Raw genomic sequence first — 26,946 nt, forward strand, 5'->3', positions numbered from 1 at the left:
TCGGTGGGTTCCGCCGTGACGAGCGCCGTGACGACCGTCCGTCGTACGGGCGCCATGAGGACCGTCCCTCGTACCCGCGTCGCGACGACCGCGGCGAGCGTCCCTCGTACCCGCGCCGTGACGACCGGGGCGAGCGTCCCTCGTACCCGCGCCGTGACGACGAGCGCGGTGGGTTCCGCCGCGACGAGCGCCGTGACGACCGCGGTGACCGCGGTGAGCGTGGCGGCTTCCGCCGTGACGACCGCGGCGAGCGCCCCTCCTACGGGCGCCGCGACGACCGCGACCGCGGCGGCTACCGCGGCCGTGACGACCGCGGCGGCTACCGTGGCGAGCGCGACGGCGGCCGGCCGGACCGCGACCGCGACCGCGACCGCGAGCCGGTGAAGCGCCTGCCGATCGACGACGACGTCACCGGCATGGAGATCGACGCCGACGTCCGCCAGGAGCTCCTGAGCCTGCCCAAGGGGCTGGCCGAAGAGGTCTCCCGGAACCTGGTCATGGTCGCCCGCCTGATCGACGAGGAGCCGGAGCGGGCGTACGCGTACTCGCGCATCGCCCTGCGGCTCGCCTCCCGCGTCGCCGCCGTCCGCGAGGCCGCCGGCTTCGCCGCGTACGCCGTGCAGAAGTACAGCGAGGCGCTCGCGGAGTTCCGTGCCGCCAAGCGCATGACCGGCTCCGTCGAGCTGTGGCCCGTCATGGCCGACTGCGAGCGCGGCCTCGGCCGTCCGGAGCGGGCCCTGGCCATGGCCGGCGAGCCCGAGGTGCAGAAGCTCGACAAGGCCGGCCAGGTCGAGATGCGCCTGGTCGCCGCCGGCGCGCGCCGTGACATGGGGCAGCTCGACGCCGCCATCGTCACCCTGCAGAGCCCGGAGCTGGCCTCCAACGCCGTGCAGCCGTGGACCGCGCGCCTGCGGTACGCCTACGCCGACGCCCTGCTCGCCGCCGGCCGCGAGGACGAGGCCCGCGAGTGGTTCGCCAAGACCCTGGAGGCGGACCGGGACGGCGCGACGGACGCCTCCGACCGGCTCGCCGAGCTGGACGGCGTCGAGTTCGTCGACGCGCTGGACAGCGACGAGGACGGCGACCGGGACGAGGACGAGTTCGACGGCCAGGACCCCGCCGAGGTGGCCCGCGCCGAGCGCGCCTCCGACCAGGCGGAGTACTACGACGAGGACGACGACGAGTACGAGCCGGTCGAGCAGTCCGAGGCGGACGCCGACGCCGACGCCGAAGTCGCGAAGACCGAGGCCGAGGCCGAGGTCGACGTGGCCGACGAGAACACCGTCGTCGAGGACGAGGGCCGGGACGGCGACAAGGCCTGAGCGCCTGAACGAGTGACAGAGGGCGGCACCCCCGACGGGGTGCCGCCCTCCGCCGTGTCCGGCGTCAGCCCAGGCTGCGCAGGACCAGGCCCGTCGCCGGCTTCGGGCCGAACGAGGTCGACTTGCGCGGCATGGTCACGCCCTGCCGGGCCAGGTCCCGTACGACCTCCTCGCGCACGGGGTGCAGCAGGACCGCCGTGCCGCCGTGCCGCTCGGCCAGGGCGACCGTGGCCGCCGCGTCGTGTATGTACGTGATCTGGTCGGGCGTGTCCGGGATCTGCCACAGGGTGTCGAGGAGCGTCGCGTGCAGCACGGTCGCGTCCAGGCGGCGCCAGGCCTCCGGCCGGTCCCGGCGCACGCTCCGCTCCAGGAGCTCCAGGTCCGGGTCGGTGACCAGGTGGAACGTGCCGTCACCGGTGAGGAGGAAGGCGTTGCCCCGCTCGGCGGCGTCCCCGAGGGCCTCCAGGGCCAGCGGCAGCGGGCCGTCCACCGGGCGGACCCGGAAGCTCCCCTCGACGGCGGCCAGGGCGTCCGCGAGCGGGAGCCGGTACAGCATGCGGTGGATGGCACGCACCCGCAGCGGGTAGCGGACCGTGTCCACGAGCAGGACGAGGCCGAAATCCCACGGCGTCGGGGACTCGTGCTCCTGCTGCAGGCGCAGGTACGTCGCCCAGCGGTGGTGGCCGTCGGCGATCAGCGCCTGGCGGTGGCTGAGATCCGCGGTGACGGCGGCCTGGTCCGCGGGATCGGTGACGGCCCACAGCCGGTGCTCGACCCCGTCCTCCGTGGTCGTGTCCAGCAGCGGGGTGCGCCGCGCGGTCCGCTCGACGACCTCCGCCGCGCCGGCCGCGACGTCGCCGCCCCGGTACGTGAGCAGGAGCGGTTCCAGGTTCGCGGACGTGGCCCGCATCAGCCCCGCCCGGTCCGTGACCACGTGCGGCATGACGTCCTCGTGCGGGAGGACGACGCCGGCGTCCGCCGGAGACAGGGCCAGGGCGCCGATGAGGCCGCGCTGGAGCAGGCGGCCCTTGCGCTGCTCGTAGACGTACAGGGCCGGTTCCGGGTCCGCGCTCAGGACGCCCTTGGCCAGCCAGTCCCGCAGGGTCTGCGCGGCCTGCTCGTTGCGGGCGTCCTGCGTCTCCGCCTGCGGGAGGATCAGGCGGACGATGTTGTGCGGGTCGGCGGACTGCAGGTAGTCGACACCGTCGGGGCGCACCACCACGTCGTACGGCGGTGAGGTGACGGCCGCCAGGCTGCCGACGCGCTCCGGGACGTAGCGCAGGCCGTGGAAGGGGATCAGGCGCAGCCCGTCGTGCGTGGTGGCAGAAGTGGTCATTGGTGCATGGTAAGGCGCGTCTCGCGATGCGGGATGATCGAGTGAGGAAGACCTCGGCGGGCGTGTGGCCGAAAGAGATCGAAGACCGAGTGGATCAGGCCGACAGGGAGTGGACAGGATGACCCGGCAGAGCAGGACCAGTCCGGCAGGCAGCGAACTCGCTCTGCACCAGGCGTACGACACGGCTCTGCTGGATCTCGACGGTGTCGTGTACGCGGGCGGCGAGGCGATCGGCCATGCGGTGGAGTCGCTGGCCGCGGCCCGGGCCGACGGCATGCACTTGGCGTACGTCACGAACAACGCCCTGCGGACGCCCGACGCCGTCGCCGCGCACCTGGGCGAGCTGGGGATCCCCACCGAGGCCGGCGAGGTGATCACCTCGGCGCAGGCCGTGGCCCGGCTGATCTCGGAGCAGGTGGCACCCGGTTCCAAGGTGCTGGTGATCGGCGGGGAGGGGCTGCGGGTCGCGCTGCGCGAGCGCGGGCTGGTGCCGGTGGACTCCGCCGACGAGGACGGGCTCGCCGCGGTCGTCCAGGGCTACGGGGGTCCCGACCTGCCGTGGGGGCGGCTCGCGGAAGCCTCGTACGCGATCAACCGCGGGGTGCCGTGGTACGCGTCCAACACGGACCTGACCATCCCGACGGGGCGGGGCGTCGGCCCGGGCAACGGGGCGGCGGTGGAGGTCGTACGGATCGCCACGGGCGCCGAGCCGCAGGTGGCGGGCAAGCCGCTGCCCCCGATGCACCGGGAGACGGTGCTGCGGACCGGGGCGAAGCGGCCGCTGGTGGTCGGGGACCGGCTCGACACCGACATCGAGGGCGCGTTCAACGGCGAGGTGGACTCGCTGCTGGTGCTGACCGGCATCGCGGACGGGGCGCAGCTGCTGCGGGCCGAGCCCCGGCACCGGCCGACGTACGTGGACCTGGACCTGCGCGGGCTGCTGACCGGGCAGCCCGAGGTCGCGGCGGACGGCGACGGCTTCCGCTGCGGGGGCTGGACCGCGGTCGCCGGGGACGGCGTACTCGAACTGCACGGCGAGGGCGAGCCGGTCGACGGGCTGCGGGCGCTGTGCGCGGCCGCGTGGACGTGGGCGGGGGACGGCTCCTGCACGCTGGACGCGGGGAAGGCCCTGGCCAGGACCGGGCTGTAGGCGCCAGAATCGGAGAGGACAGGGATCAAGAAAACGCGCAGGGTAGGCTAACCTAACCGGCGTGTTGGTCGAGAGTCCCCCTGAACAGAGCGCGGCGCCGGTCGCCGCCCCGCGCGCGCGGCACGCGGCGCGCGCCGCCGGCCTGATCGGCGCCCTCGCGGTGCTGGCCCTCGTCGCGGTGGCGAGCGTCGCGGTCGGCGCCAAGCAGATGCCCCTCGGCGAGGTCTGGCACGGCCTGTTCCACTACGCGGGGACACCCTCCGACGTGGTGGTGCGCGACCTGCGGGTCCCGCGCACCCTCCTCGGGCTGATGGTCGGGGTCGGGCTCGGGCTGTCCGGCGCGGTCATGCAGGCGCTGACCCGCAACCCGCTGGCCGAGCCCGGCATCCTCGGCGTCAACGCGGGAGCCGCGGCCGCCGTCGTGTCGGCCATCAGCTTCCTCGGGGCCTCCAGCCTGACCGCGTTCGTGTGGTGGGCCCTGCTGGGCGCCGCCGTCGTCTCGGTCGTCGTGTACGTGCTCGGCGGCAGCCGCAGCGCGACCCCGGTGCGCCTCGCGCTCGCGGGTACGGCGGCCAGCGCGGCCCTCACCGGCTACATCAACGCCGTGCAGCTGATGGACAGCAAGGCCCTCGACAAGCTCCGCTTCTGGACGGTGGGCTCGCTGGCCTCGGCCAACATGGACACCGTCCGTCAGGTGGCCCCGTTCCTCGTCGTCGGCGCGGTCCTCGCGCTGGCGCTGGGCCGGCCGCTCAACGCGATGGCCTTGGGCGACGACACGGCGCGGGCACTCGGCGCGCACCTGACGCGGACCCGGATCGCGGCCATGATCGCCGTCACCCTGCTGTGCGGGGCCGCGACCGCCGCCTGCGGGCCGATCGTCTTCATCGGGCTGATGATCCCGCACCTGGTCCGGATCGTCACCGGCCCCGACATGCGGTGGGTGCTCGCCTACTCGGCGGTCCTCTCGCCCGTCCTGCTGCTGGGCGCGGACGTCATCGGCCGGGTTGTCACCCGGCCCGCCGAGCTCCAGGTCGGCATCGTCACCGCCCTCATCGGCGGACCCGTCTTCATCTACCTCGTCCGCCGCAAGAGGATGGCCCAGCTGTGACCGTCGAACTCCGAGCGGGCCGGAACCGGTTCGGCTCCCCGACCCGGACCCTGCGCGGCCCCGGCGGCCTGTCCCTGCGCATGGAGCCGCGGGCGCTGGCCGTCGGGCTCCTGCTCACCGCCGCCGCGGCGGCCCTGGCCGTCCTGCTGATCGGCACCGGCGACTTCGAGATCGCGCCCGGGGACGTCGTACAGACCCTGCTGGGCAACGGCTCGCCCGCGCAGGACTTCATCGTCAACGACCTGCGGCTGCCGCGGGTCCTCGTCGCGATGCTCGTCGGCGCCTCGCTCGGCATGGCCGGGTCGATCTTCCAGTCCCTGTCCCGCAATCCGCTCGGCTCCCCGGACCTGCTCGGCTTCCACTACGGCTCGGCCGTCGGCGCCCTCGTCGTGATCGTCGTGTTCAAGGGCGACGCGAACGTGGTGGCGGCCGGGGCGCTGGCCGGCGGCATCCTCACGGGCGTCTTCATCTACCTCGTGTCGTACAAGCGCGGCATCAACGGCTACCGGCTGGTCCTCGTCGGCATCGGCACCTCCGCGATGCTCGTCGCCGCCATCCAGTACCTGCTGACCAAGTCCCAGCTCGTCGACGCCACCCGCGCCATGGTCTGGCTCACCGGCTCCCTCGCCGGCCGGGACTGGAGCCAGGTGTGGCCGCTGCTCGCGACCTGCGCGGTGCTGTTCCCGCTCGTCCTCGGGCAGGGCCGGGCCCTGCGGATGACCGAGATGGGCGACGACGCCGCGTACGCCCTCGGCGTGCGGGTCGAGCGCATGCGGATGCTGCTGATGCTGGCGGCGGTCCTCCTCACCACCGCGGCCGCCGCCGCGGCCGGGCCGATCAGCTTCGTCGCGCTCGCCGCGCCCCAGCTGGCCCGGCGCCTCACCCGCTCGCCCGGGTCGAACCTGCTCACCGGCGCGCTCATGGGCTCCGTCCTGCTGATGCTGTCCGACTGGGCCTCGCAGCGGGCGTTCGGCGCCGACCAGCTGCCCGTCGGCGTCCTGACCGGGCTCGTCGGCGGTGCCTATCTGCTCTGGCTGCTCGTCACCGAGCGCAAGGCGGGACGTATATGACCAACTCAAGGAGTACGCAGGTGCAGCAGCGGCTGACCGCGCAGAACGTGACCCTCGGCTACGAGCAGCGGGTCATCGCCGAGAACCTGTCCGTGGAGATCCCCGACAACTCCTTCACGGTGATCGTCGGACCCAACGCGTGCGGCAAGTCCACGCTCCTGCGCGCCCTCTCCCGGATGCTGAAGCCGGCCGCCGGGCAGGTGCTGCTCGACGGGCAGGCCATCGGCTCCATGCCGGCGAAGAAGGTCGCGAAGACCCTGGGCCTGCTCCCGCAGTCCTCCGTCGCCCCGGACGGGATCACCGTCGCCGACCTCGTCGCGCGCGGCCGGTACCCGCACCAGGGGCTGCTGCGGCAGTGGTCGAAGGAGGACGAGCGGATCGTCCGGGAGTCGATGGCCTCGACCGGGGTCGCCGAGCTCGCCGACCGCAGCGTGGACGAGCTGTCGGGCGGCCAGCGCCAGCGCGTGTGGATCGCCATGGCGCTCGCCCAGCAGACGCCGCTGCTGCTCCTGGACGAGCCGACCACCTACCTGGACATCCAGCACCAGATCGACGTGCTGGACCTGTGCGCCGAGCTCCACGAGAACCAGGGGCGGACCCTCGTCGCCGTCCTGCACGACCTCAACCACGCCGCCCGCTACGCCACGCACCTGATCGCCATGCGGGGCGGGAAGGTCGTCGCGGAGGGGCCGCCGGCCGAGGTGGTCACCGCCGAGCTCGTCGAGAAGGTCTTCGGGCTGCGCTGCCGGATCATCGACGACCCGGAGACGGGTACGCCGCTGGTGATCCCGGCGGCCCGCACCTCCGCACGCACCGACCCGGCCGAGGCCGCCACCGCCTGAGGGGCGCGGGGAGCGCCGGCCTTACCGAGCCCGCTCAGAGGAGGTTCCGGAGGCGGAACAGGTCGCGTACGCCCGCCTCCAGCCGGACCCGGCCGGCCGCCCAGGCCTGGGCGAACTTCAGCTGCCCCGCGACCATCGCGACCAGGTCGTCGCCGCTCATCGCGAGCCGGATCTGCGCCTTCGCGGCGGGCGGGCCGGGAGCGACCGCGTCGACCCTGATCCGGCCGCCGTCGAGACGGCCCGTGAAGGTCCGGTCGAGGTCGGTGATGTGGCAGCTCAGGGAGCGGTCGAGGGCGGCCGTGCCGCGCACGTCGCCGTCGGCCCGCGCCAGGTTGTCGGAGAGTCGGTCCAGTGCCGTCCGGCACTCGTCGATCGTAGCCATCGTGATCTCGACCGTACCGCAGAGCCGCGGGTGGCCGCTCGCACGCTTCGGGGTAGCGTCGGGGCATGAGCGACGAAGCGCCCGACGCGTACGGGAACCCCGCGGTGCCGGAGCCCTCCGCGGGTGCCGGGGCCTCCGGCGGACCTGACGCACCTGACCTACTCGACGGCGCCTCGGGCGATGCGTACGGCGACGCGTACGGCGACGCGGACCGGGCCGCGCAGGCCGCCGACGGGCCCGCCGGGCCCGCGCCGCTGGGCCTCGTCCGCACCCCCACCGGGAACGCCGCGGTGGACGCGCACCTCGACCGGCTGGCCGACGCCGACCACCTCACGGCGGACGGACACGCCGCGGTGTACGAGGATGTGCACAGGGGCCTGCGTGACGCGCTGACCGCGCTGGACGCACCGCCCGTTCCCGGACCGTACGAAAACAGGAGCTGAACCGAACGTGGCAGGAGTGGCACGCCGCCGCCTGGACGCCGAACTGGTACGCCGCAGCATGGCCCGCTCGCGGGAGCACGCCGCGCAGCTGATCGCCGCGGGCCGGGTCACCGTCGGCGGGACCACCGCGACCAAGCCGGCCACCCAGGTCGAGACCAGCGCGGCCCTCGTCGTCCTCAAGGACGACAGCGACCCCGACTACGTCTCCCGGGGCGGCCACAAGCTGGCGGGCGCGCTCGCCGCCTTCCAGCCGCAGGGACTCGCCGTCGAGGGCCGCCGCGCCCTCGACGCCGGCGCCTCCACCGGCGGATTCACGGACGTGCTGCTGCGCGCCGGAGCGGCCCACGTGATGGCCGTCGACGTCGGCTACGGGCAGCTCGCCTGGTCGCTGCAGAGCGACGACCGGGTCACCGTCAAGGACCGCACCAACGTCCGCGAGCTCACCCTGGAGCAGATCGACGGGATCCCCGTCGACCTCGTCGTCGGCGACCTGTCCTTCATCTCGATCGGCCTGGTGCTGCCGGCGCTCGTCGCCTGCTGCGCGCCCGACGCGGACCTGGTGCTGATGGTCAAGCCGCAGTTCGAGGTCGGCAAGGACCGGCTCGGCAGCGGCGGCGTGGTGCGCAGCCCCGAGCTGCGGGCGGAAGCCGTGCGCGGGGTGGCCGCGGAGGCGGAGGCGCTGGGGCTGGGCGTGCTCGGGGTGACCGCGAGTCCGCTGCCGGGCCCCTCGGGCAACGTCGAGTACTTTCTGTGGCTGCGGGCGGGGGCACCGGCACTCGACCCGGAGGATGTCGACCGTGCAGTGGCGGAGGGGCCGCAGTGACAGATTCAGCGGGATCGAACGGTTCAACAGCTTCAACGGGTTACACGGGACACACGGGTCCCGGGGGAGCGGAGGGGGGACGGCGTCCGGACGCGGGACGGACCGTGTTCCTGGTCGCCCACACCGGGCGGCCGGCGGCCATCCGCAGCGCCGAACTGGTGGTGCAGGGGCTGCTCAGGTGCGGCCTGGGCGTACGGGTCCTGAAGCACGAGGCGCGGGACCTGCCGCTGCCGCCCGAGGTGGAACTCGTGGCCGAGGGCACCCCGGAAGCACTGGAGGGCTGCGAGCTGCTGATCGTGCTCGGCGGCGACGGGACCCTGCTGCGCGGCGCGGAGTTCGCGCGCGGCTCGGGGGTGCCGATGCTGGGCGTCAACCTGGGGCACGTGGGCTTCCTCGCCGAGGCCGAGCGGGACGACCTGGACAAGGTCGTCGACCGGGTGGTGACGCGGGCGTACGAGGTCGAGGACCGGATGACCCTCGACGTGCTCGTGCGGACCAACGGCGACGTGGTCCACCGGGACTGGGCGCTGAACGAGGCCGCGGTCCAGAAGGCCGCCCCCGAGCGGATGCTGGAGGTGGTCCTGGAGATCGACGGGCGCCCCGTGTCCGGATTCGGCTGCGACGGGATCGTCTGCGCCACCCCGACGGGGTCGACGGCGTACGCCTTCTCGGCGGGCGGGCCGGTGGTCTGGCCGGAGGTGGAGGCCCTGCTGATGGTGCCGATCAGCGCCCACGCGCTGTTCGCCAAGCCGCTGGTGACCTCGCCGGACTCGGTGCTGGCCGTGGAGGTGCAGGCCGGCGTCCCGCACGGGGTGCTGTGGTGCGACGGCCGGCGCATGCTCGAGCTGCCGGCCGGGGCCCGGGTGGAGGTCCGCCGGGGCGCGGTGCCGGTGCGGCTCGCCCGACTGCACCACGCGTCGTTCACGGACCGGCTCGTCGCCAAGTTCGCACTGCCCGTGTCGGGTTGGCGCGGCGCGCCCCACTAGCGCCGGAACGGGGCCCGGCGGGCGGGCCCGCCGGGTGTCGTTAATAGCACATCCGTTCGGAGAATTCTGGACGGGTGACGTCACATGCCACCCGTCAAACCTCGGTATGGTCGTCCCGTGCTTGAGGAGATGCGGATACGGTCGCTCGGGGTCATCGACGACGCGGTGGTCGAGCTGTCGCCCGGTTTCACCGCGGTGACCGGCGAGACCGGCGCGGGCAAGACGATGGTCGTCACCAGCCTCGGGCTGCTGCTCGGCGGGCGCGCGGACCCGGCCCTCGTACGGATCGGCGCCAAGGCGGCGGTCGTGGAGGGCCGGATCGTCATGCGCCCCGGCACGCCCGCGGCCGTACGGGCCGAAGAGGCCGGAGCCGAGCTCGACGACGGCACCCTGCTGATCAGCCGGACCGTGTCCGCCGAGGGGCGCTCCCGCGCCCACGTCGGCGGCCGGGCCGTGCCCGTCGGCCTGCTCGGCGAACTCGCCGACGACCTGATCGCCGTCCACGGCCAGACCGACCAGCAGGGACTGCTGCGGCCCGCCCGGCAGCGACAGGCCCTCGACCGGTACGCCGGCGACGCCGTCGCCGTCCCGCTGGAGAAGTACGCGGCCGCCTACCGGCGGCTGCGCGCCGCCGCCGCCGAGCTCGACGAGATCACCACCCGGGCCCGGGAACGGGCCCAGGAGGCCGACCTCCTCCGCTTCGGACTGGAGGAGATCGCGGCCGTCGAGCCGATGGCCGGCGAGGACACGGAACTGGCGGCGGAGGCCGAGCGGCTCGGCCACGCCGAAGCCCTGGCCTCGGCCGCGCAGATCGCCCACGCGGCCCTCGCTGGCGACGTCGAGGACCCGGAGGGCGTCGACGCGAACACGCTCGTCGCGGGCGCGTACCGGGCCCTGGAAGCCGTACGGTCCCACGACCCGGTGCTCGGCTCGCTCGCCGAGCGGATCGGAGAGCTCCAGATCCTGCTGACCGACGTCGCCGGCGAGCTCGCCGGGTACGCCGACGACCTCGACGCCGATCCGCTGCGGCTCGCCGCGGTGGAGGAACGGCGGGCGGCCCTGACCCAGCTCACGCGCAAGTACGGCGACTCCGTCGACGCGGTGCTGGAGTGGGCCGAGAAGAGCTCCGCACGGCTGCTGGAGCTCGACGGCGACGACGAGCGGATCACGGAGCTCACCGCCGAGCGGGACGGGCTCGCCGCCGAACTGTCGCAGCTCGCACAGGCCCTGACGGACGCCCGGACGGAGGCGGCCACGAGGTTCGCCTCCGCCGTGACGCAGGAGCTGGCCTCGCTGGCGATGCCGCACGCCCGGGTGACCATCGACGTCCGGCAGACGGACGACGAGGACGGCGTCGAGGTCGGCGGCCGACGCGTCGCATACGGGCCCTCGGGCGCCGACGAGGTCGAACTGCTGCTCGCGCCGCACCCCGGCGCGCAGCCGCGGCCGATCGCCAAGGGCGCCTCCGGCGGTGAGCTGTCGCGCGTCATGCTGGCCGTCGAGGTCGTCTTCGCGGGCTCCGACCCCGTCCCCACGTACCTCTTCGACGAGGTCGACGCGGGCGTCGGCGGCAAGGCGGCCGTCGAGATCGGCCGGCGCCTGGCGAAGCTCGCCAAGTCGGCGCAGGTCGTCGTCGTCACCCACCTGCCCCAGGTGGCGGCCTTCGCGGACCGGCAGCTGCTCGTCGAGAAGACCAACGACGGCTCGGTGACCCGCAGCGGCGTCACCGTCCTGGAAGGCGAGGACCGCGTACGCGAGCTGTCGCGCATGCTGGCGGGCCACGAGGACTCGGTGTCCGCACGGGCACACGCCGAGGAACTGCTGGCGGCGGCACGCGCCGACGCGTAGCGGAGCGGAGCGGAACGGCCGCGAGGGCCCGGGGCGCACGGCGCTCCGGGCCCTCGACATGTGCGCCGGTACGACACGCCCGTACACGCCCGTACACGCCCGTACACGCCCGTGCAGGCTCGTACACGTCCGTGCGCGCCCCGCGTGAAGGCGCGTCGGCGGAGGGCGGCAGCGCAAGGCGGCAGGGGGTGGCGAGTGGGGAGGCGCGGGGTGGCGCGAAGGTGGCGGCAGGATGACGAGGCGCTACGCCGTGTGGGTGAGGCTCGGGGGCGCGTGACGGTATCTCGTGCGGGATCCGCACCCGTATGGTCCCGGAACGCGCGTGCGGGCTGGCATCCTGGGCGGCGACTCTGCCCCCTCATCCAGGAGCTTCGGCCCGTGAGCAGCTCCCCGGTCCCGTTTCCGGCCCCCGCACAGCCGTACGGCAGGCCGCCCCTGCGCACCGTCCAAGTGCTCGGCGGCGCCGGCGTGGACAGCAGCGCACACGTGCGGTCCCTCGCGACCGGGCTCGCCGCGCGCGGAGTCCGCGTCACCGTGTGCGCCCCCGTGGAAGCAGAAGGGGAATACGACTTCACCGGCGCCGGCGCACAGTTCGCGCCCGACGCAGTCAGCGCGCTGCGGGCCGCCTGCGCCGGAGCGGACGTCGTCCACGCGCACGGCGTCCGGGCAGCCGTACGGGCCCTACTGGCGCTGCGCGGGCGCCGCGTCCCGCTGGTCGTCACCTGGCAGGGCGGCGAGCCGGCCGCCGCAGGGCCGGCCGGGCGGCTGAGCCGACTCGTCGAACGCCAAGTGGCGCGGGCCGCCGCCGTCGTACTGGGCGCCTCCTCCGAGCTGGTCGACCAAGCGCGGGCCCGCGGCGCCCGGGACGCCCGGCTGGCCCGGCCGGCCGCCCCGACCGCCCCCGGCGCCACCCCCGCCCTCGGCACGGACCCGGGCAAGGTACGGGCCGAACTCGGCGCCATCGGGCGGCCGCTCGTCATCGCGATCGGGAGCCTCGTCCCACACCGCGGGTACTCCGTCCTGCTCGACGCGGCGCGGGCCTGGCGGAGACTGGAACCGGTACCGCTGGTGGTGATCGCGGGAGAAGGCCCGCAGCGAGCCGAACTGTCCCGGCGGATCGAGGCCGAAGGGCTGCCGGTGCGGCTGCTGGGGCAGCGCCGGGACGCGGTGCAGCTGCTCGCCGCGGCCGACGCAGCAGTGCTGCCCAGCCGGTGGGAGACCCGGTCGCTGCTGGCGCAGGAGGCGCTGCGGCTCGGCGTTCCGTTGGTCGCGACGGCGGTGGGGGGTGTGCCGGAGCTGGTCGGGGACGCGGGGGTGCTGGTCCCCTGCGGGGACGCGGCCGCCCTGGCGACGGCCGTGTCCCGCCTCCTGGCGGACCCGGAACGCCGGCGGGACCTGGCCGCGGCGGGGCGGGCCCAGGCGGCGACCTGGCCGTCGGAGGACGACACCGTCGCCCAGGTCCTGTCCGTCTACGACGAACTGATGGACCGCCGCCGCTGACCCACCACCGCCCTCCGCCCGCCGCCGCGGCCCTCCGCCCGCCGCCGCGGCCCTCCGCCCGCCGCCGCGGCCCTCCGCCCGCCGCCGCCCCGGCCGCTGACCGCCGCCGTCGCCGCGCCCGGTCCCGCTGCGCGGAGCGTTTCCCCAGCCCCGCCCCTTCCCGAAACCGGGGCCTCCGGCCCCGGACCCCCAGCCGCCTCAAACGCCGACGGGGCTGGGAAGTCGGGGCTCCGTCCCGGACCCCTGCCGCCTCAAACGCCGGCGGGGCTGGGGAGTCGGGGCTTCGCCCCGGACCCCGTTCCGGGCGCTTCGCGCCCGGTGCGCTCAGACGCCGCGCGGGCTGGATTTTCCAGCCCGCCGCCGCTTGAGGCGCGGGGGTCCGGGGGCGGAGCCCACGGTTTCGGGAAGGGGCGGGGTGGGGTGGGAGCCGCCCGCAGGGCAGCCGTCAGCCACAACCACCCGCACCCGGGCGGCTGCCGACACGCCGGGATGACGGTGGGGGGCCACCGACCGGGCCCCGCCGGACGGAGTTCGGCGCAGCGCACCGAAGCCCCGGGAGGCGCCCCGGCGCCGAGTGGTGCGAGGGGCGCGTCGAGGAGGCGTGGCGCCCCGGCGCCGAGTGGTGCGAGGGGCGCGTCGAGGAGGCGTGGCGCCCCGGCGCCGAGTGGTGCGAGGGGCGCGTCAGGAAGGCGTGGCGTGGCGGCGGGCGCGGAGGGCCAGGCTCAAGGAGAGGACCGTCTCCGGGTCGTCGAGGTCCGTGCCCAGGAGTTCCGAGATGCGGGCCAGGCGGTTGTACAGCGTCTGGCGGTTGAGGTGCAGCTCCCGCGCGGTCTCCGCCTTCCGCCCGGCATGCGCCAGGTACGTTTCCAGTGTCGGCAGCAGCGGCGGCCGCGAGGCGGCGTCGTGGGCGCGCAGGGGCCCGATCGCCCGGTCGACGAAGGCCGCGAGGTCGGGTTGTTCCCGCAGCCGCCACAGCAGCAGGTCGATGTCGAGGCGCCGGGCGTCGTACCAGGGCCGGGCGGGCAGCCCGTGGGCGGCGGTGGCGGTTTCTGCCGCGTGCCGGAGCCCGGAGGAGACGGCGGCCCAGCCGCCGGCGACGCCGACCACGACGGCCGGCGGGGCCGCGGCCCGGTCGAGGCCGGCGCGTTCCATTCCGGCCCGGAGTGCGGCGGCGACCCGGTCTGCGACGGCGGTTCGCTCGGACTCTGCCCGCAGGGACACCAGGAGCGGTACGCGGCCCTCGACCGGCCGGACTCCGAGCAGCACCGGTACGCCGACCGCGGACAGTTCTTCCAGGACGGCGCGGGCGAGCACCGCCCAGTTCCCGGCCGGGCCCAGGTCGGTCGACAGCCGCATGACGACGGGGAGCAGCGGTCCGGCTCCGGGCCGGAAGCCGAGGACGCGCGCCTGTGCGGGGGCGTCTTCGGCGGAGATCCGCCCTTCGGCGAGGTCGGTGAGGAAGTCGCCGCGGCCGCGGGCGGCGAGTTCTTCTTCCTGCCGGGCCTGCATCAGGACGACGGCGAGGACGCCGGCGGTGCGTTCGGCCGCCATGCGGTGCACGGGCATCAGGGGCGCGGACACGGCGAGGAGGACGAGTCTCGCCCGTACCGAGCCGGTGCCGTGGCCGCCGCCGGGCACGTCGACGACGACGGTGTGGCCGGACGGCCCGGCTTCGCGCTGGCCGCGCAGGCCTTCCCAGACCTGGAGCGGGTCGGCGGCTGCTTCTCCGGCCATCGGGCCGGCTCCGTAGAGGAGTTGGCCGTCGGGGGTTTCCAGGAACACCGGGTTGGCGGTGAAGTCGGCCAGGATGTGCAGTACCTGGGGGATGCCGCCGCCGCTCAGGAGTGCCTCGGTGCACCGGCGGTGTACTTCCTCGGCGCGTTGGAGGAGTGCGTAGTGGCCGTTGACGATCTCGGTGTGGACTTCCTCCGTGACGGCCACGAAGGGGACTTCGCGGTGCAGTTGGACCAGGGGCAGGCCGACGGCCTGTGCCGTGTCCACGAGGGTCGCGGGGAGCCGGGTGAAGCGCGGGCCGAGCTCGACCACGAGGGCGGCGATGCCCCGGTCGGCCAGGCGCCGTACGAAGGCGCGCTGTTCGGCGGGGCGGGTGCCCAGGCCGAGGCCGGTGGTGAGCAGCAGCTCACCGCCCTTGAGGAGGGATGCGATGTTCGGTACCTCGCCCGCGTGCACCCAGCGGACGGTCCGGCCCAGGCGGTCGGCGCAGGCGACCACCTCCGGCAGTCCGCTGCGCAGCCCGGGCAGCTCCAGTGCCCGCTGAACGGTGATCCCGCCCTGGTTGTCCATGGCTCGGGACGCTACCGCCCGGCCCGTGCCGCAGGCTAATGCGGTGTGATGTTGTGGTTGAAGCGGAAGACGTTGTCCGGGTCGTACTGCCGTTTCACCTCGCCCAGCCGGCGCAGGTTCTCCGCGCCGAGGCCGGCCACGATCCGCTCCGGGCCCTCGTCGCCGGTGAAGTTCAGGTACACGGCGCCGGTGCTCCACGGCTGCGCGTCGGCCCGTACGTCCTTGACCCACCGGACGGCGCGCTCGTCGTCCGCGGGGTCCTCCCAGATCCCGAACGGGTGCACGACCCACGGCGCGTCCCGGTACGGCACGGGCCACTGGGGCGGGCCGGAGGCGATCGCGCCGCCCTGCGGGAACAGCACGTGCTGGCAGCCGGACGGCACGGGCATGCCGGACGCGCGGGCGCAGAACACGTCGACCATCTCGTTCGGGAAGCCGGTGAGGTACTCCGCGGACCAGTAGTTGCGCATGCCGGGCGGGTCGTCGAGCATGCACTGGAAGTCCGCGTACGGCGTTGCGGTGATGATCTCCACCTCGTGCGGGACCGCCAGCAGCGGTGCCGCGAGCTTGCGGAGCCGTTCCTCGGGGCCGGCGTACGGTACGACCGCGGCGGCCATGAGGGTGCCGACCAGGTGTGGCGGCATGAAGTCGTCCGGCGGGCCGGTCAGGTAGAGGATGCCCCCGCCCACGTCGTCGGGGCCGGTCTCGATGACCTCGCGGTAGGCGCGGGTCAGGGCCGGTCCGTGTTCGGGCAGGGCCAGCAGCAGGGCGAAGGAGAACGCGGGCAGCTCGTGCAGCCGCAGGGTGAGGGAGGTGGCGATGCCGAAGTTCCCGCCGCCGCCGTGCAGCGCCCAGAACAGTTCCGGGTTCTCCTCGGCGGTGGCCTCGACCACCATGCCGTCCGCGGTGACGAGTTCCACGCCCAGCAGGTTGTCGGCGGCCAGCCCGAACTTCCGGTCCAGCCAGCCGCTGCCGCCGCCCAGTACGTAGCCGCCGAGGCCGGTGGTGGAGGCCCGGCCGCCCGTCGTGGCCAGGGCGTGCGGTTGGCAGGCCCGGTCCAGGTGGCTCATGGTGGCGCCGCCCCCGGCGCGGACCGCCCGGGCCGCCGGGTGCACGGTCACCTCGTGCATCCGGCGCAGGTCGACGACGACCCCGCCGTCGTTGAGGGCCATCCCGGCGACGCTGTGGCCGCCGCCGCGCACCCCGACGTGCAGGTCCAGGTCCCGGGCGAAGCGCACGGTGGTGACCACGTCCGCGACGCTCTCGCACTGGGCGATGACCGCCGGCCTGCGGTCGATCATCGCGTTGAAGACGCGCCGGGCCTCGTCGTAGCCCGCGTCGCCGGGCGCGAACACGTCGCCGGCCAGATCCTCGCGGAGCGCGGCAAGCGCCGTGCCCGCCTTCGACAGGGGAGCCATGGCCGCCCCTTTCCGCCGGGAGGCAAAGGACCCTTCCAGCGTAGGCGGGCCCACCGGACCCCACCTCCCGGGACCCGGGAGGACGCGGGCAGGGGGCCGGGAGGGCGGGGCGGCGAGGCGGGCGGGCTCCGGCGGGTCAGCCGCCGTAGGCGCCGCTCGCCGTCAGGCGCAGGGCCGTGTCGATCAGGGGAACGTGGCTGAAGGCCTGCGGGAAGTTGCCGACCTGCCGCTGCAGCCGCGGGTCCCACTCCTCCGCCAGCAGCCCCAGGTCGTTGCGCAGGGCCAGCAGCTTCTCGAAGAGGTGGCGGGCCTCGTCGACCCGGCCGATCATCGCCAGGTCGTCGGCCATCCAGAACGAGCAGGCCAGGAAGGCGCCCTCGTCGCCCTCCAGGCCGTCCACCCCGGCCTCCTCGCCGGCCGTCGGGTAGCGCAGGATGAAGCCGTCGGGCGTGGACAGCTCGCGCTGGATCGCCTCGATGGTGCCGATGACCCGCTTGTCGTCCGGCGGGAGGAAGCCCATCTGCGGGATCAGCAGCAGGGAGGCGTCCAGTTCCTTCGACCCGTACGACTGGGTGAAGGTGTTGCGCTCCTTGTCGTAGCCCTTCTCGCACACGTCCTGGTGGATCTCGTCGCGCAGTTCGCGCCACCGGTCCAGCGGGCCGTCCGCGTCCCCGCTCTCGATCAGCTTGATCGTCCGGTCCACCGCCACCCAGGCCATCACCTTCGAGTGCACGAAGTGCCGGCGCGGGCCGCGCACCTCCCAGATGCCCTCGTCCGGCTGGTCCCAGTGGGTTTCCAGGTAGCGGATCAGCTTCAGCTGGAGCCCCTGGGCGTAGTCGCTGCGGGCCAGGCCCGTCATGTGGCCGAGGTGCAGGGCCTCGGTGACCTCGCCGTAGACGTCCAGCTGGAGCTGGTGCGCGGCGCCGTTGCCGACCCGGACGGGGCGGGAGTCCTCGTAGCCCGGCAGCCAGTCCAGCTCGGTCTCGCCGAGCTCCCGCTCGCCCGCGATCCCGTACATGATCTGCAGGTTCTCCGGGTCCCCGGCGACGGCGCGGAGCAGCCACTCGCGCCAGGCCTGGGCCTCCTCGCGGTAGCCGGTGCGCAGCAGCGAGGAGAGGGTGATCGCCGCGTCGCGGAGCCAGGTGTAGCGGTAGTCCCAGTTCCGGACGCCGCCGATCTCCTCGGGCAGGGAGGTGGTGGGGGCGGCGACGATGCCGCCGGTGGGCCCGTACGTCAGTGCCTTGAGCGTGATCAGGGAGCGGATCACGGCCTCCCGGTAGGGGCCGTGGTAGGTGCAGTGGTCGACCCACTCCCGCCAGAACGCGGTGGTGGCGGTCAGCGCGGCCGGGGCGTCGGGGACCTCCGGTGCGCCGCGGTGCGAGGCCTGCCAGCTGATGCAGAAGGCCACCCGTTCGCCGGGGCCGACGGCGAAGTCGGAGTACGTCGTCAGGTCCTCGCCGTACGTCTGCGCGTCGGTGTCCAGCCAGACGGAGTCGGGGCCGGCGACGGCGACGGTCCGGCCGTCCACCTTGTGGACCCACGGCACGACCCGCCCGTAGCTGAACCGCATCCGCAGCGCGGAGCGCATCTGCACCCGCCCGCTGACGCCTTCGACGATGCGGATCAGCTGCGGGGCGTGGTCCTCGCGCGGCGGCATGAAGTCGATCACGCGGACCGTGCCGTCCGGGGTGTCCCACTCCGATTCCAGGATCAGCGAGTCGCCCTGGTAGCGGCGGCGGTCGGCGTACGGAGCCCCGGTGCCGGCCGGACCGATCCGCCAGAACCCGTGGTCCTCCGTGCCGAGAAGGCTCGCGAAGACGGCGTGGGAGTCGAACCGTGGCAGGCACAGCCAGTCCACCGACCCGTCCCGGCAGACCAGTGCGGCGGTCTGCGTGTCTCCGATCAGTGCGTAATCCTCGATGCGCCCGGACACGTTGCTTCTCCAGTCGAAACGGCCACGTCCGCCCCGAAGGGCGCTTGCATTGCGCGGTTGCGCGGTCTTCCGTGTGTGGATCCCCGCACTGAGCTCATGATTCCGGATGCGGCCGGGTTACGCCGTCTGCCGGACTGCTCGGCGGCGATGTGCAGCGATATCCGAGCAGGATATGACGGCACCCTAGTGATCTCTCAGAGCCCGGGGACAGTGCCGCTCGTCCAATCGGGTGACCAGGGAGGATGTCGCCCGATCGGAGGTACGCCATGGGGTAGCGGGCGGTCGGGCCGCCGTCGCGGCGCGTGGCCGGAGGCGGAGCGCGCCGGGCGCTGATAGGCTGGTATCCCGTGGATCGGTGGTCTGCCTGTGTGCATCAGGCACCCCGAAACCGCAGCCTCGGCGCCCCCTGAGACCTTCCGGTTCGACGGTGGCCGGCGCCGGACGCACCTCACTTCGCGACCACGGGAGCCCCCTCTTGGCGATGCCGCCCGCTGCTTTTCGAAACAGCACAGCCACGACGACCAAGCACATCTTCGTCACCGGGGGTGTCGCCTCCTCCCTCGGCAAGGGCCTGACCGCCTCCAGCCTGGGTGCGCTCCTCAAGGCACGCGGTCTGCGGGTCACGATGCAGAAGCTCGACCCGTACCTGAACGTCGACCCGGGCACGATGAACCCGTTCCAGCACGGCGAGGTGTTCGTCACCAACGACGGCGCCGAGACCGACCTGGACATCGGCCACTACGAGCGCTTCCTCGACGTCGACCTCGACGGCTCGGCCAACGTCACCACGGGCCAGGTCTACTCGCAGGTCATCGCCAAGGAGCGGCGCGGCGAGTACCTCGGTGACACCGTGCAGGTCATCCCGCACATCACCAACGAGATCAAGCACCGCATCCGCCGCATGGCGACCGAGGACGTCGACGTCGTCATCACCGAGGTCGGCGGCACCGTCGGCGACATCGAGTCCCTGCCGTTCCTGGAGACCGTCCGCCAGGTCCGCCACGAGGTCGGCCGCGACAACGTCTTCGTCGTGCACATCTCGCTGCTGCCCTACATCGGCCCCTCCGGCGAGCTGAAGACCAAGCCGACCCAGCACTCGGTCGCCGCGCTGCGCAACATCGGCATCCAGCCCGACGCGATCGTGCTGCGCGCCGACCGGGACGTCCCGACCTCCATCAAGCGCAAGATCTCGCTGATGTGCGACGTGGACGAGGCGGCCGTGGTCGCCGCCATCGACGCCAAGTCGATCTACGACATTCCGAAGGTCCTGCACACCGAGGGCCTCGACGCGTACGTCGTGCGCAAGCTCGACCTGCCGTTCCGCGACGTGGACTGGACCGTCTGGGAGGACCTCCTCGACCGCGTCCACAACCCCGACCACGAGGTCAACGTCGCGCTCGTCGGCAAGTACATCGACCTGCCCGACGCCTACCTGTCGGTGACCGAGGCGCTGCGCGCCGGCGGCTTCGCCAACCGCGCCCGCGTCAAGATCAAGTGGGTCACCTCCGACGACTGCAAGACCCCGGCCGGTGCCGAGGCCCAGCTGTCCGACGTCGACGCGATCTGCGTCCCCGGCGGCTTCGGCGACCGCGGTGTCGACGGCAAGGTCGGCGCGATCACCTACGCCCGCGAGAACAAGATCCCGCTGCTCGGCCTGTGCCTGGGCCTGCAGTGCGTGGTCATCGAGGCCGCCCGCAACCTGGCCGGCATCCCCGAGGCCAACTCCACCGAGTTCGACTCCTCCACCCCGCACCCGGTCATCTCGACCATGGAGGAGCAGCTCGCCTTCGTCGAGGGCGCCGGCGACCTCGGCGGCACCATGCGCCTGGGCATGTACCCGGCCAAGCTGGCCGAGGGCTCGATCGTCCGCGAGGTCTACGGCGACCAGGCGTACGTGGACGAGCGCCACCGCCACCGCTACGAGGTGAACAACGCCTACCGCGGCGAGCTGGAGAAGAAGGCGGGCGTCGTCTTCTCCGGCACCTCCCCGGACAACAAGCTCGTCGAGTACGTCGAGTACCCGCGCGAGGTGCACCCCTACCTGGTGGCCACCCAGGCCCACCCGGAGCTGCGCTCGCGTCCGACGCGCCCGCACCCGCTCTTCGCCGGCCTGGTGAAGGCCGCGGTGGAGCGCAAGCAGTCGGGCAAGTGACGACGGCCTGACCGCATAACGTAGACGGCCGGGGTACGGGCATCCGCACCCCGGCCGTCGCGTGCGTGGAGGGTTTCGGGGAATGAACATCAAGGACACGGCCGAGTCGTGGGAGACGCTGTCGAGCCGCCGGCCGTTCGAGGGCCGCAAGACGGCGGTGGTGACGGACGAGGTCCGGATGCCCGACGGCTCCGTGGCCACCCGCGACTACCAGGCGCACCCGGGCTCGGTGTGCGTCCTCGCCCTCGACGGGGAGGAGCGGGTCCTGGTCCTCAAGCAGTACCGGCACCCGGTGCGGTGGAAGCTGTGGGAGCTGCCCGCGGGCCTGCTCGACGTGCCCGGCGAGAACCCGCTGCACGCGGCGCAGCGCGAGCTGTACGAGGAGGCGCACGCCACGGCGGGGGAGTGGCGGGTGCTGGTGGACTTCTTCTCCTCGCCCGGCGGGTCGGACGAGGCGGTGCGGGTCTTCCTCGCCCGCGACCTCGCCGAGGCCGAGGGCGAGCGCTTCGAGGTGTCGGAGGAGGAGGCGGACATGGAGCTGTCCCGTGTCCCGCTCGCCGACCTGGTCCGGGGCGTCCTGGCGGGCGAACTCGGCAACCCGGGCCTGGTCAACGGCGTCCTGGCGCTCCAGGCCGCCCTGGCCTCGGAGGGCGGCCTGGACTCCCTGCGCGCCCCGCAGGCGCCCTGGCCGGCCCGCCCGTACGAGGTGTGAGCCAGGTCCGGGCCGGCGCCCGGGCGGGCCCGATGGGCCGGACGGAGGGCGGTGTGACCATCGGCTGATCCGATCGGGCGATGTGCCCGCCGCGCTCCCCACGGGTCGTCGCTCAGCGTGAACTACGCTCGCACCCCGAAGGCAGGGAGAGGAGCGGATCCGTGGCGGATTTCGTCGGGCGGCGGCGTGAGCTGAAGGAGCTGCGCGAGGACATCGCGCGCACGGGGCTCGACACCCTCTCCGGCCGCAAGGCCAAGGCCCCCCGGGCGCGCCTGCTGCTGATCGCCGGGCGCCCCGGCTCCGGCCGCACCTCCCTCGCCGAGGCCTTCGTCCGGGAGATCGCCGCCGACTACCCCGACGGCCTCCTCCGGGTCCGGCTGACCTCGCCCGGCGGCCGGCCCATCGCCACCGAACGCGCCCTGCGCACCCTCCTGGAAGGGCTCGGGGAGCCCACCCCGCCCGGCGCCGCCGAGGACGAGCTCAGCTCCGCCCTGCGCACCGCGCTCACCGGGCGGCGGGCCGTCCTCCTCGTCGACGACGCCTCCGACCCCTACCAGGTCGACGCCCTGCTGCCCGACAACCCGGACTGCCTGGTCGTCCTCACCGCCGAAGGGCCCCTCACCGGGATCCCGGACGTCCGCCCCTGCGCCCTCGGCGGCCTGGACACCGCCTCCGCCGTCGAGATGCTCGCCCAGCGCATCGGCACCACCCGCATCGCCGTCGACCCGCGCTCCGCCGACAAGCTCGCCGAGGTGTGCGACAGACAGCCGGCCGTGCTCGCCCTCGTCGGCGGGTGGCTCGCCGCGCACCCCAAGGCCTCCGTTTCCGACACCGCCAAACAGCTGCACGACATGCCGTCCGACGGGGAGGGCCCGCTCGGCCGCGGCTTCCGGCTCGTCTACGAGTCCCTGCCGCAGCCCGCCCAGCGGACCCTGCGGCTGCTGCCGCTCGCGCCCGCCGGCATCGTCGACTCGCACACCGCCTCCGCCCTCGCCGGCTGCTCCGTCGCCGCCGCGCAGTCCGTCCTGGAGGAGTTCGTCGGGCTGGGCCTCCTCCGGAACGGCTCCGACGGCCTGTTCCTGCTGCCCGGCTGCCTCGTCCCGCTGATCCGCCCGCTGCTGGAGACCCGGGAGCGGCCCGCCGAGGTCCAGCTGGCCCGGGCCCGGATGCTGGAGCGCACCGTACGCCTGCTGCACTCCTGCGAGGTCATGGCCGCCGCGGAGGGGGAGGACGTACGGGAGCTGCTGGAGGGAATGCCGCGCGCGCTCCGCTTCCCCGACCGGCGGTCCGCCGCCACCTGGCTCGACACCCGGCTGCCCGCCCTGTCCGCGGCCGCCCAGCTGGCCGTGGCCGACGGGGGGCTCGACACCCTGGCCCGTCGGCTCGTCGCCGGACTCGTCCGGGCCCTCGCCGAGCACCGCGGCACCGCGGCGGCCGCGCCCGAGCTGTACGGGCTGCACCGGCTGGTCCTGGACGTGGCCGAGCGCCGCAGCCTGCACCGCGAGCAGGCCGCGGCCCTGCTGAACCTGGCCGACCTGGACGCCGAGACCGGCCGGACCCGTGAGGCCCTCGACCGCTACCGGTCCGCGCTGGACGCCGGGCGGGCGGCGAACGACCCGTACGCCACCGGCCGCGCGATGGAATCCGTGGGCGGCGCCCACCAGGAGCTCAGCGACTGGCACCGGGCGGCCGACTGGTTCGGCCGGGCCCTGGCGCAGGCCCTGGCGCGGGGCGAGCGCGCGGACGAGGCCCGGCTGTACGGGCGGCTCGGCAACGCCTACACCCACGCGGGCCGGTACGGGGACGCGCTGCGCAGCTGGCGCGCCGCCGCCGCGGGCTACCGGCGGCTGGCGGACGTGCCCGGGCAGGCGAAGGCGCTGAGCGAGATGGCGCGAATCCAGGAGTACGCCGGGCGGCCCGAGGAATCGCTGCACACCTGCCGCGAGGCAGTCGATCTTGCGCGCCGGGCCGGGGACCTGCGCCTTCAGGCGGCGTTGCAGGTGCGGCTCGCCGACACCCTCGACCGGCTGGGTGATCCGGCGGCCGCGCGCCTGCACCGTTCGGCGGCCGACAAGTTGCTGGGAGACGACCCCGCGGCCTGCGAAATCCGCAGTGGTAACGACTGAGATTATTGGTTTGCAAGGCTAGACAGCGCCTCATCCTTCATTAGACTGGCTCCACCACGTCATCTCGTGGTGCATCCCGTTGCGCGCCTTGTGGACGGGTATGTATGGAAGTGCCCCGTAATATCCCCTGAGCCAAGGACCGTGATCGACGATGAAGGTCGGCATCCCCCGCGAGGTCAAGAACAACGAGTTCCGGGTCGCCATCACGCCCGCCGGCGTGCATGAGCTGGTCCGCAACGGCCACCAGGTCTTCATCGAGCAGAACGCCGGTGTCGGCTCCTCGATCTCCGACGCCGAGTACGTCGCCGCCGGCGCCGAGATCCTCGGCACCGCCGACGAGGTCTGGGCCACCGCCGACCTGCTGCTGAAGGTCAAGGAGCCCATCGCGGAGGAGTACCACCGCCTCCGCAAGGACCAGACGCTCTTCACCTACCTGCACCTGGCGGCCTCCCGCGAGTGCACGGACGCCCTGCTGGAGTCCGGCACCACCGCCATCGCGTACGAGACGGTCGAGCTCGCCAACCGCGCGCTCCCGCTGCTCGCCCCGATGTCCGAGGTCGCGGGCCGCCTGGCCCCGCAGGTCGGCGCCTACCACCTGATGCGCTCGGCCGGCGGCCGCGGCGTGCTCCCCGGCGGCGTCCCCGGCACCCACGCCGGCGAGTGCGTCGTCATCGGCGGCGGCGTCTCCGGCTGGAACGCGGTCCAGATCGCCATCGGCATGGGCTTCCACGTGACCCTGCTCGACCGCGACATCAACAAGCTGCGCGAGGCCGACAAGGTCTTCGGCACCAAGGTCAAGACGATCGTCTCCAACGCCTACGAGCTGGAGAAGGCCGTCATCGAGGCCGACCTCGTCATCGGCGCCGTGCTGATCCCGGGTGCGAAGGCCCCGAAGCTGGTCACCAACGAGCTCGTCGCCAAGATGAAGCCCGGAAGTGTACTTGTCGACATCGCCATCGACCAGGGCGGCTGCTTCGAGGACTCCCGTCCGACCACCCACGCCGAGCCGACCTTCCAGGTCCACAACTCGGTCTTCTACTGCGTCGCCAACATGCCGGGCGCGGTCCCGAACACCTCCACCTACGCGCTGACGAACGCCACGCTGCCCTACATCGTGCAGCTCGCGAACCTCGGCTGGGTCGAGGCGCTGCGCCGCGACGCCGCGCTGGGGCTGGGCCTCAACACCCATGACGGCAAGGTCGTTTACGGCCCGGTCGCCGAGGCCCACGGCCTGGAGTCCGTCGAGCTCAGCGCGCTGCTCGGCTGACCCGACCAGCACGTCAACGACTGACGTCAATCTCACGTATCCGGCCGGACCTTGCCCGCAAGGTCCGGCCGGACGCGTTTGCGGAAGCCGTGCGTCCGCTGTTCAACTCGCCTCGAACGTAACCCTTTAACCCTTTCGCACACCTGCGAAACTTCACAGAGGCGGGCCGGACACCCTTGACAGAGTGGTGTTCGGATGCCGACACATCGTTGCGGGTCCAGTGGATTGTGTTGCCGCTGAGCGGTGACACGCCATAGAGTCGCCAACCGTCGGCATGGTGCCACGCTGACCTATCGATAAGTGTCCTGGTCACGTCCGAGGAGGTAAGACGACTTGTGAATGAGTCGACATTTACTCCTGGGGGTGGTCGAGCAGGAACGCCCGATCGGGGCCAGAGCCCTGCCGGGCTCGAAGCTGTCGGCTCCGTCGCAGTCCGCACCTTCGCACACCACCAGCACATGACGACGCCCCAAAAGAGCATGGACGGCCTAGACGTGAACTCCACGGCCGGCGACCACAGCGGCGATTTGCCCATTGGTTTCGCCGACTACGACCAGGTGCCCGAGGGGCACTTCTACGACCCCGACGCGGAGTACGAGCCCGACCCCGAGTACGCGGCCACACTCGCCCCCGACGCTGCCCGCCAGCGCCGCGAGCGGATCGGCCCCACCGGGCGGCCGCTGCCGTACTTCCCGATCCCGGGTCCGCTGACCGACCACGGTCCGGCGAAGATCATCGCGATGTGCAACCAGAAGGGCGGCGTGGGCAAGACCACGTCCACCATCAACCTGGGTGCCGCGCTCGCCGAGTACGGGCGCCGCGTGCTGCTCGTCGACTTCGACCCGCAGGGCGCCCTGTCCGTGGGCCTCGGCGTGAACCCGATGGAACTCGACCTGACGGTCTACAACCTGCTCATGGAGCGGGGCATGTCGGCCGACGAGGTGCTGCTCAAGACGGCGGTCCCCAACATGGACCTGCTGCCGAGCAACATCGACCTGTCCGCTGCCGAGGTGCAGCTGGTCAGCGAGGTCGCGCGCGAGTCGACGCTGCAGCGGGCGCTCAAGCCGCTGATGAACGACTACGACTACATCATCATCGACTGCCAGCCCTCGCTCGGCCTGCTGACCGTGAACGCCCTGACGGCGGCTCACAAGGTCATCGTCCCGCTGGAGTGCGAGTTCTTCGCCCTGCGCGGCGTCGCCCTCCTCACGGAGACCATCGAGAAGGTGCAGGAGCGGCTCAACCCCGAGCTGGAGCTCGACGGCATCCTCGCCACGATGTACGACTCGCGCACGGTGCACAGCCGCGAGGTGCTGGCGCGCGTCGTCGAGGCCTTCGACGACCACGTGTACCACACGGTCATCGGCCGTACGGTGCGCTTCCCGGAGACCACGGTCGCCGGCGAGCCGATCACCACGTACGCCTCGAACTCCGTCGGGGCCGCCGCCTACCGCCAGTTGGCCAGGGAGGTGCTCGCCCGGTGTCACGCCGAGTGAGTCTGCCCGGAGCCGACGAACTCTTCCGTACGACCGGCGGGATGGCGCTGCAGTCGTCCTCGCCGAAGCGGGGCGGCGAGGAGGCCCCGGAGGCCGCGCCGGAGCACTCGGCGGCCTCGGGGCAGGCCCCCGCGGCGTCGGGGGAGGGCCGCGGCCGGGAGGCGGCGGCCGGCACGGAGCGCACGGACCCCGTGGTGGGAGCCCCGCGGCGGCCGCAGGAAGGTTCTGTCACCCCGCCCGCCCGGCGCGGCAAGACCCCCGCCCGGACGGCGAGCCGCCGGCCGAGCGGGCGTGAGCGGCACGACGAGAAGATCACGGTCTACGTCTCCGCCGAGGAGCTGATGGACCTGGAGCACGCCCGCCTGGTGCTCCGCGGTGAACACGGCCTCGCGGTGGACCGCGGCCGCATCGTCCGCGAGGCGGTGGCGGTCGTCCTCGCGGACCTGGAATCCCGCGGCGACGCGAGCATCCTGGTCCGCCGCCTCCGCGGCCGCTGACCGCCTCCGCGCTCCCGCCTCCCGCCCGGCCCACCCGGGCCCCGGCCCCCTGCGCCCTCCCGGCAGCCCTGCCCGGGTTCCCGTGCCGGCTCCGGGGTGCTCCCGCCGGGCCCCGACTCCCGCCCGCCCCTTGAGGTCCGCGCCGTACAAGGCCGGCCGGTGCCCGTGCTGCCCGGCGTTCACGGTGCCCCGAGCCTGCTGCGCGGCGTGCGTTCGGCCCGGCGGTTCGGG

At 73.6% G+C, this 26,946-nt stretch carries 21 protein-coding genes; 16 read left to right on the forward strand and 5 right to left on the reverse strand.

Annotation, left to right across the window (positions count from 1 at the left end):
• The first annotated feature begins 416 nt into the window (after window positions 1–416).
• On the forward strand, window positions 417–1,322 hold the full coding sequence (locus ACIQUT_RS35480) for a tetratricopeptide repeat protein (RefSeq protein WP_403569299.1): 906 nt from the start codon (window positions 417–419) through the stop codon (window positions 1,320–1,322).
• A gap of 64 nt (window positions 1,323–1,386) precedes the next feature.
• On the opposite strand, the gene ACIQUT_RS35485 is transcribed toward ACIQUT_RS35480, so the two are convergent.
• On the reverse strand, window positions 1,387–2,658 hold the full coding sequence (locus ACIQUT_RS35485; protein WP_403569203.1) for a DUF1015 domain-containing protein: 1,272 nt from the start codon (window positions 2,656–2,658) through the stop codon (window positions 1,387–1,389).
• A 118-nt stretch (window positions 2,659–2,776) separates the two neighbouring features.
• Between ACIQUT_RS35485 and ACIQUT_RS35490 the strand changes: the two genes are divergently transcribed.
• The 4 genes from ACIQUT_RS35490 to ACIQUT_RS35505 all read left to right on the forward strand — a co-directional run bounded on the left by ACIQUT_RS35490 (window position 2,777) and on the right by ACIQUT_RS35505 (window position 6,828).
• Window positions 2,777–3,808 (forward strand): HAD hydrolase-like protein, encoded by a 1,032-nt coding sequence (locus ACIQUT_RS35490; protein WP_403569205.1) that lies wholly within the window; start codon window positions 2,777–2,779, stop codon window positions 3,806–3,808.
• A gap of 61 nt (window positions 3,809–3,869) precedes the next feature.
• Window positions 3,870–4,916, forward strand: coding sequence for a FecCD family ABC transporter permease (locus ACIQUT_RS35495; RefSeq protein ID WP_403569207.1), 1,047 nt, complete (start codon window positions 3,870–3,872; stop codon window positions 4,914–4,916).
• 80 nt (window positions 4,917–4,996) lie between these two features.
• The gene (locus ACIQUT_RS35500; protein WP_403569301.1) at window positions 4,997–5,986 is read left to right on the forward strand and encodes a FecCD family ABC transporter permease; all 990 of its coding nucleotides are present in this window, start codon (window positions 4,997–4,999) and stop codon (window positions 5,984–5,986) included.
• On the forward strand, window positions 5,983–6,828 hold the full coding sequence (locus tag ACIQUT_RS35505; RefSeq protein WP_403569208.1) for an ABC transporter ATP-binding protein: 846 nt from the start codon (window positions 5,983–5,985) through the stop codon (window positions 6,826–6,828). Before ACIQUT_RS35500 ends, ACIQUT_RS35505 begins: the two co-directional genes overlap by 4 nt.
• A 34-nt stretch (window positions 6,829–6,862) precedes the next feature.
• Here ACIQUT_RS35505 and ACIQUT_RS35510 read toward each other — a convergent pair whose 3' ends face one another.
• Window positions 6,863–7,210 (reverse strand): SCP2 sterol-binding domain-containing protein, encoded by a 348-nt coding sequence (locus ACIQUT_RS35510; protein ID WP_403569209.1) that lies wholly within the window; start codon window positions 7,208–7,210, stop codon window positions 6,863–6,865.
• A gap of 65 nt (window positions 7,211–7,275) precedes the next feature.
• Here ACIQUT_RS35510 and ACIQUT_RS35515 point away from each other — a divergent pair, with 65 nt between their 5' ends.
• From ACIQUT_RS35515 to ACIQUT_RS35535, 5 genes are all read left to right on the forward strand, one after another.
• Window positions 7,276–7,653, forward strand: a complete 378-nt coding sequence (locus ACIQUT_RS35515; RefSeq protein ID WP_403569210.1) for a hypothetical protein — start codon at window positions 7,276–7,278, stop codon at window positions 7,651–7,653.
• Window positions 7,654–7,660: 7 nt separating this feature from the next.
• Entirely contained in the window at window positions 7,661–8,476 is an 816-nt protein-coding gene (locus ACIQUT_RS35520; RefSeq protein ID WP_403569211.1) for a TlyA family RNA methyltransferase, read from the forward strand.
• Between the two features lie 104 nt (window positions 8,477–8,580).
• Window positions 8,581–9,462 (forward strand): NAD kinase, encoded by an 882-nt coding sequence (locus tag ACIQUT_RS35525; protein ID WP_403569213.1) that lies wholly within the window; start codon window positions 8,581–8,583, stop codon window positions 9,460–9,462.
• A gap of 84 nt (window positions 9,463–9,546) precedes the next feature.
• Window positions 9,547–11,310 (forward strand): DNA repair protein RecN, encoded by a 1,764-nt coding sequence (gene recN / locus ACIQUT_RS35530; protein ID WP_403569215.1) that lies wholly within the window; start codon window positions 9,547–9,549, stop codon window positions 11,308–11,310.
• 378 nt (window positions 11,311–11,688) lie between these two features.
• The gene (locus ACIQUT_RS35535) at window positions 11,689–12,810 is read left to right on the forward strand and encodes a glycosyltransferase family 4 protein (RefSeq protein ID WP_403569216.1); all 1,122 of its coding nucleotides are present in this window, start codon (window positions 11,689–11,691) and stop codon (window positions 12,808–12,810) included.
• A gap of 681 nt (window positions 12,811–13,491) precedes the next feature.
• Here ACIQUT_RS35535 and ACIQUT_RS35540 read toward each other — a convergent pair.
• From ACIQUT_RS35540 to ACIQUT_RS35550, 3 genes are all read right to left on the reverse strand, one after another.
• Window positions 13,492–15,114, reverse strand: coding sequence for a PucR family transcriptional regulator (locus ACIQUT_RS35540; protein WP_403569217.1), 1,623 nt, complete (start codon window positions 15,112–15,114; stop codon window positions 13,492–13,494).
• A 35-nt stretch (window positions 15,115–15,149) separates the two neighbouring features.
• Window positions 15,150–16,532 carry an FAD-binding oxidoreductase gene (locus tag ACIQUT_RS35545; RefSeq protein ID WP_403569219.1) on the reverse strand — a complete coding sequence of 461 codons (1,383 nt, stop codon included), beginning with the start codon at window positions 16,530–16,532 and terminating at the stop codon, window positions 15,150–15,152.
• 136 nt (window positions 16,533–16,668) lie between these two features.
• The gene (locus ACIQUT_RS35550; protein WP_403569220.1) at window positions 16,669–18,465 is read right to left on the reverse strand and encodes a glycoside hydrolase family 15 protein; all 1,797 of its coding nucleotides are present in this window, start codon (window positions 18,463–18,465) and stop codon (window positions 16,669–16,671) included.
• 481 nt (window positions 18,466–18,946) lie between these two features.
• Here ACIQUT_RS35550 and ACIQUT_RS35555 point away from each other — a divergent pair, with 481 nt between their 5' ends.
• The 6 genes from ACIQUT_RS35555 (at window position 18,947) to ACIQUT_RS35580 (ending at window position 26,715) form a co-directional block, all read left to right on the forward strand.
• Window positions 18,947–20,617, forward strand: a complete 1,671-nt coding sequence (locus ACIQUT_RS35555; RefSeq protein WP_403569303.1) for a CTP synthase — start codon at window positions 18,947–18,949, stop codon at window positions 20,615–20,617.
• A gap of 82 nt (window positions 20,618–20,699) precedes the next feature.
• Window positions 20,700–21,329 carry an NUDIX domain-containing protein gene (locus ACIQUT_RS35560; protein ID WP_403569222.1) on the forward strand — a complete coding sequence of 210 codons (630 nt, stop codon included), beginning with the start codon at window positions 20,700–20,702 and terminating at the stop codon, window positions 21,327–21,329.
• 80 nt (window positions 21,330–21,409) lie between these two features.
• A complete protein-coding gene (locus ACIQUT_RS35565) occupies window positions 21,410–23,455 on the forward strand; it encodes a tetratricopeptide repeat protein (RefSeq protein ID WP_403569224.1) in 2,046 nt (681 codons plus the stop codon).
• A gap of 151 nt (window positions 23,456–23,606) precedes the next feature.
• The gene (ald, locus tag ACIQUT_RS35570) at window positions 23,607–24,722 is read left to right on the forward strand and encodes an alanine dehydrogenase (RefSeq protein WP_403569226.1); all 1,116 of its coding nucleotides are present in this window, start codon (window positions 23,607–23,609) and stop codon (window positions 24,720–24,722) included.
• Window positions 24,723–25,057: 335 nt separating this feature from the next.
• Window positions 25,058–26,218, forward strand: a complete 1,161-nt coding sequence (locus ACIQUT_RS35575; RefSeq protein ID WP_403569228.1) for a ParA family protein — start codon at window positions 25,058–25,060, stop codon at window positions 26,216–26,218.
• Complete coding sequence (locus tag ACIQUT_RS35580) at window positions 26,203–26,715, forward strand: hypothetical protein (protein WP_403569230.1); 513 nt, start codon at window positions 26,203–26,205, stop codon at window positions 26,713–26,715. Before ACIQUT_RS35575 ends, ACIQUT_RS35580 begins: the two co-directional genes overlap by 16 nt.
• Window positions 26,716–26,946: the final 231 nt, after the last annotated feature.

Source organism: Streptomyces sp. NPDC090445, from assembly GCF_044769385.1.
Classification (GTDB): domain Bacteria; phylum Actinomycetota; class Actinomycetes; order Streptomycetales; family Streptomycetaceae; genus Streptomyces.

Bases quoted from the DNA above. Each gene is read 5' to 3' on its own strand.
- ACIQUT_RS35515 (WP_403569210.1), top strand. From the start codon at position 7,276: ATGAGCGACGAAGCGCCCGACGCGTACGGGAACCCCGCGGTGCCGGAG.
- ACIQUT_RS35500 (WP_403569301.1), top strand. From the start codon at position 4,997: ATGGAGCCGCGGGCGCTGGCCGTCGGGCTCCTGCTCACCGCCGCCGCG.
- ACIQUT_RS35560 (WP_403569222.1), top strand. From the start codon at position 20,700: ATGAACATCAAGGACACGGCCGAGTCGTGGGAGACGCTGTCGAGCCGC.
- ACIQUT_RS35485 (WP_403569203.1), bottom strand. From the start codon at position 2,658: ATGACCACTTCTGCCACCACGCACGACGGGCTGCGCCTGATCCCCTTC.
- recN (WP_403569215.1), top strand. From the start codon at position 9,547: ATGCCACCCGTCAAACCTCGGTATGGTCGTCCCGTGCTTGAGGAGATG.
- ald (WP_403569226.1), top strand. From the start codon at position 23,607: ATGAAGGTCGGCATCCCCCGCGAGGTCAAGAACAACGAGTTCCGGGTC.
- ACIQUT_RS35510 (WP_403569209.1), bottom strand. From the start codon at position 7,210: ATGGCTACGATCGACGAGTGCCGGACGGCACTGGACCGACTCTCCGAC.
- ACIQUT_RS35565 (WP_403569224.1), top strand. From the start codon at position 21,410: ATGTGCCCGCCGCGCTCCCCACGGGTCGTCGCTCAGCGTGAACTACGC.
- ACIQUT_RS35555 (WP_403569303.1), top strand. From the start codon at position 18,947: ATGCCGCCCGCTGCTTTTCGAAACAGCACAGCCACGACGACCAAGCAC.
- ACIQUT_RS35540 (WP_403569217.1), bottom strand. From the start codon at position 15,114: ATGGACAACCAGGGCGGGATCACCGTTCAGCGGGCACTGGAGCTGCCC.
- ACIQUT_RS35490 (WP_403569205.1), top strand. From the start codon at position 2,777: ATGACCCGGCAGAGCAGGACCAGTCCGGCAGGCAGCGAACTCGCTCTG.
- ACIQUT_RS35505 (WP_403569208.1), top strand. From the start codon at position 5,983: ATGACCAACTCAAGGAGTACGCAGGTGCAGCAGCGGCTGACCGCGCAG.
- ACIQUT_RS35480 (WP_403569299.1), top strand. From the start codon at position 417: ATGGAGATCGACGCCGACGTCCGCCAGGAGCTCCTGAGCCTGCCCAAG.
- ACIQUT_RS35545 (WP_403569219.1), bottom strand. From the start codon at position 16,532: ATGGCTCCCCTGTCGAAGGCGGGCACGGCGCTTGCCGCGCTCCGCGAG.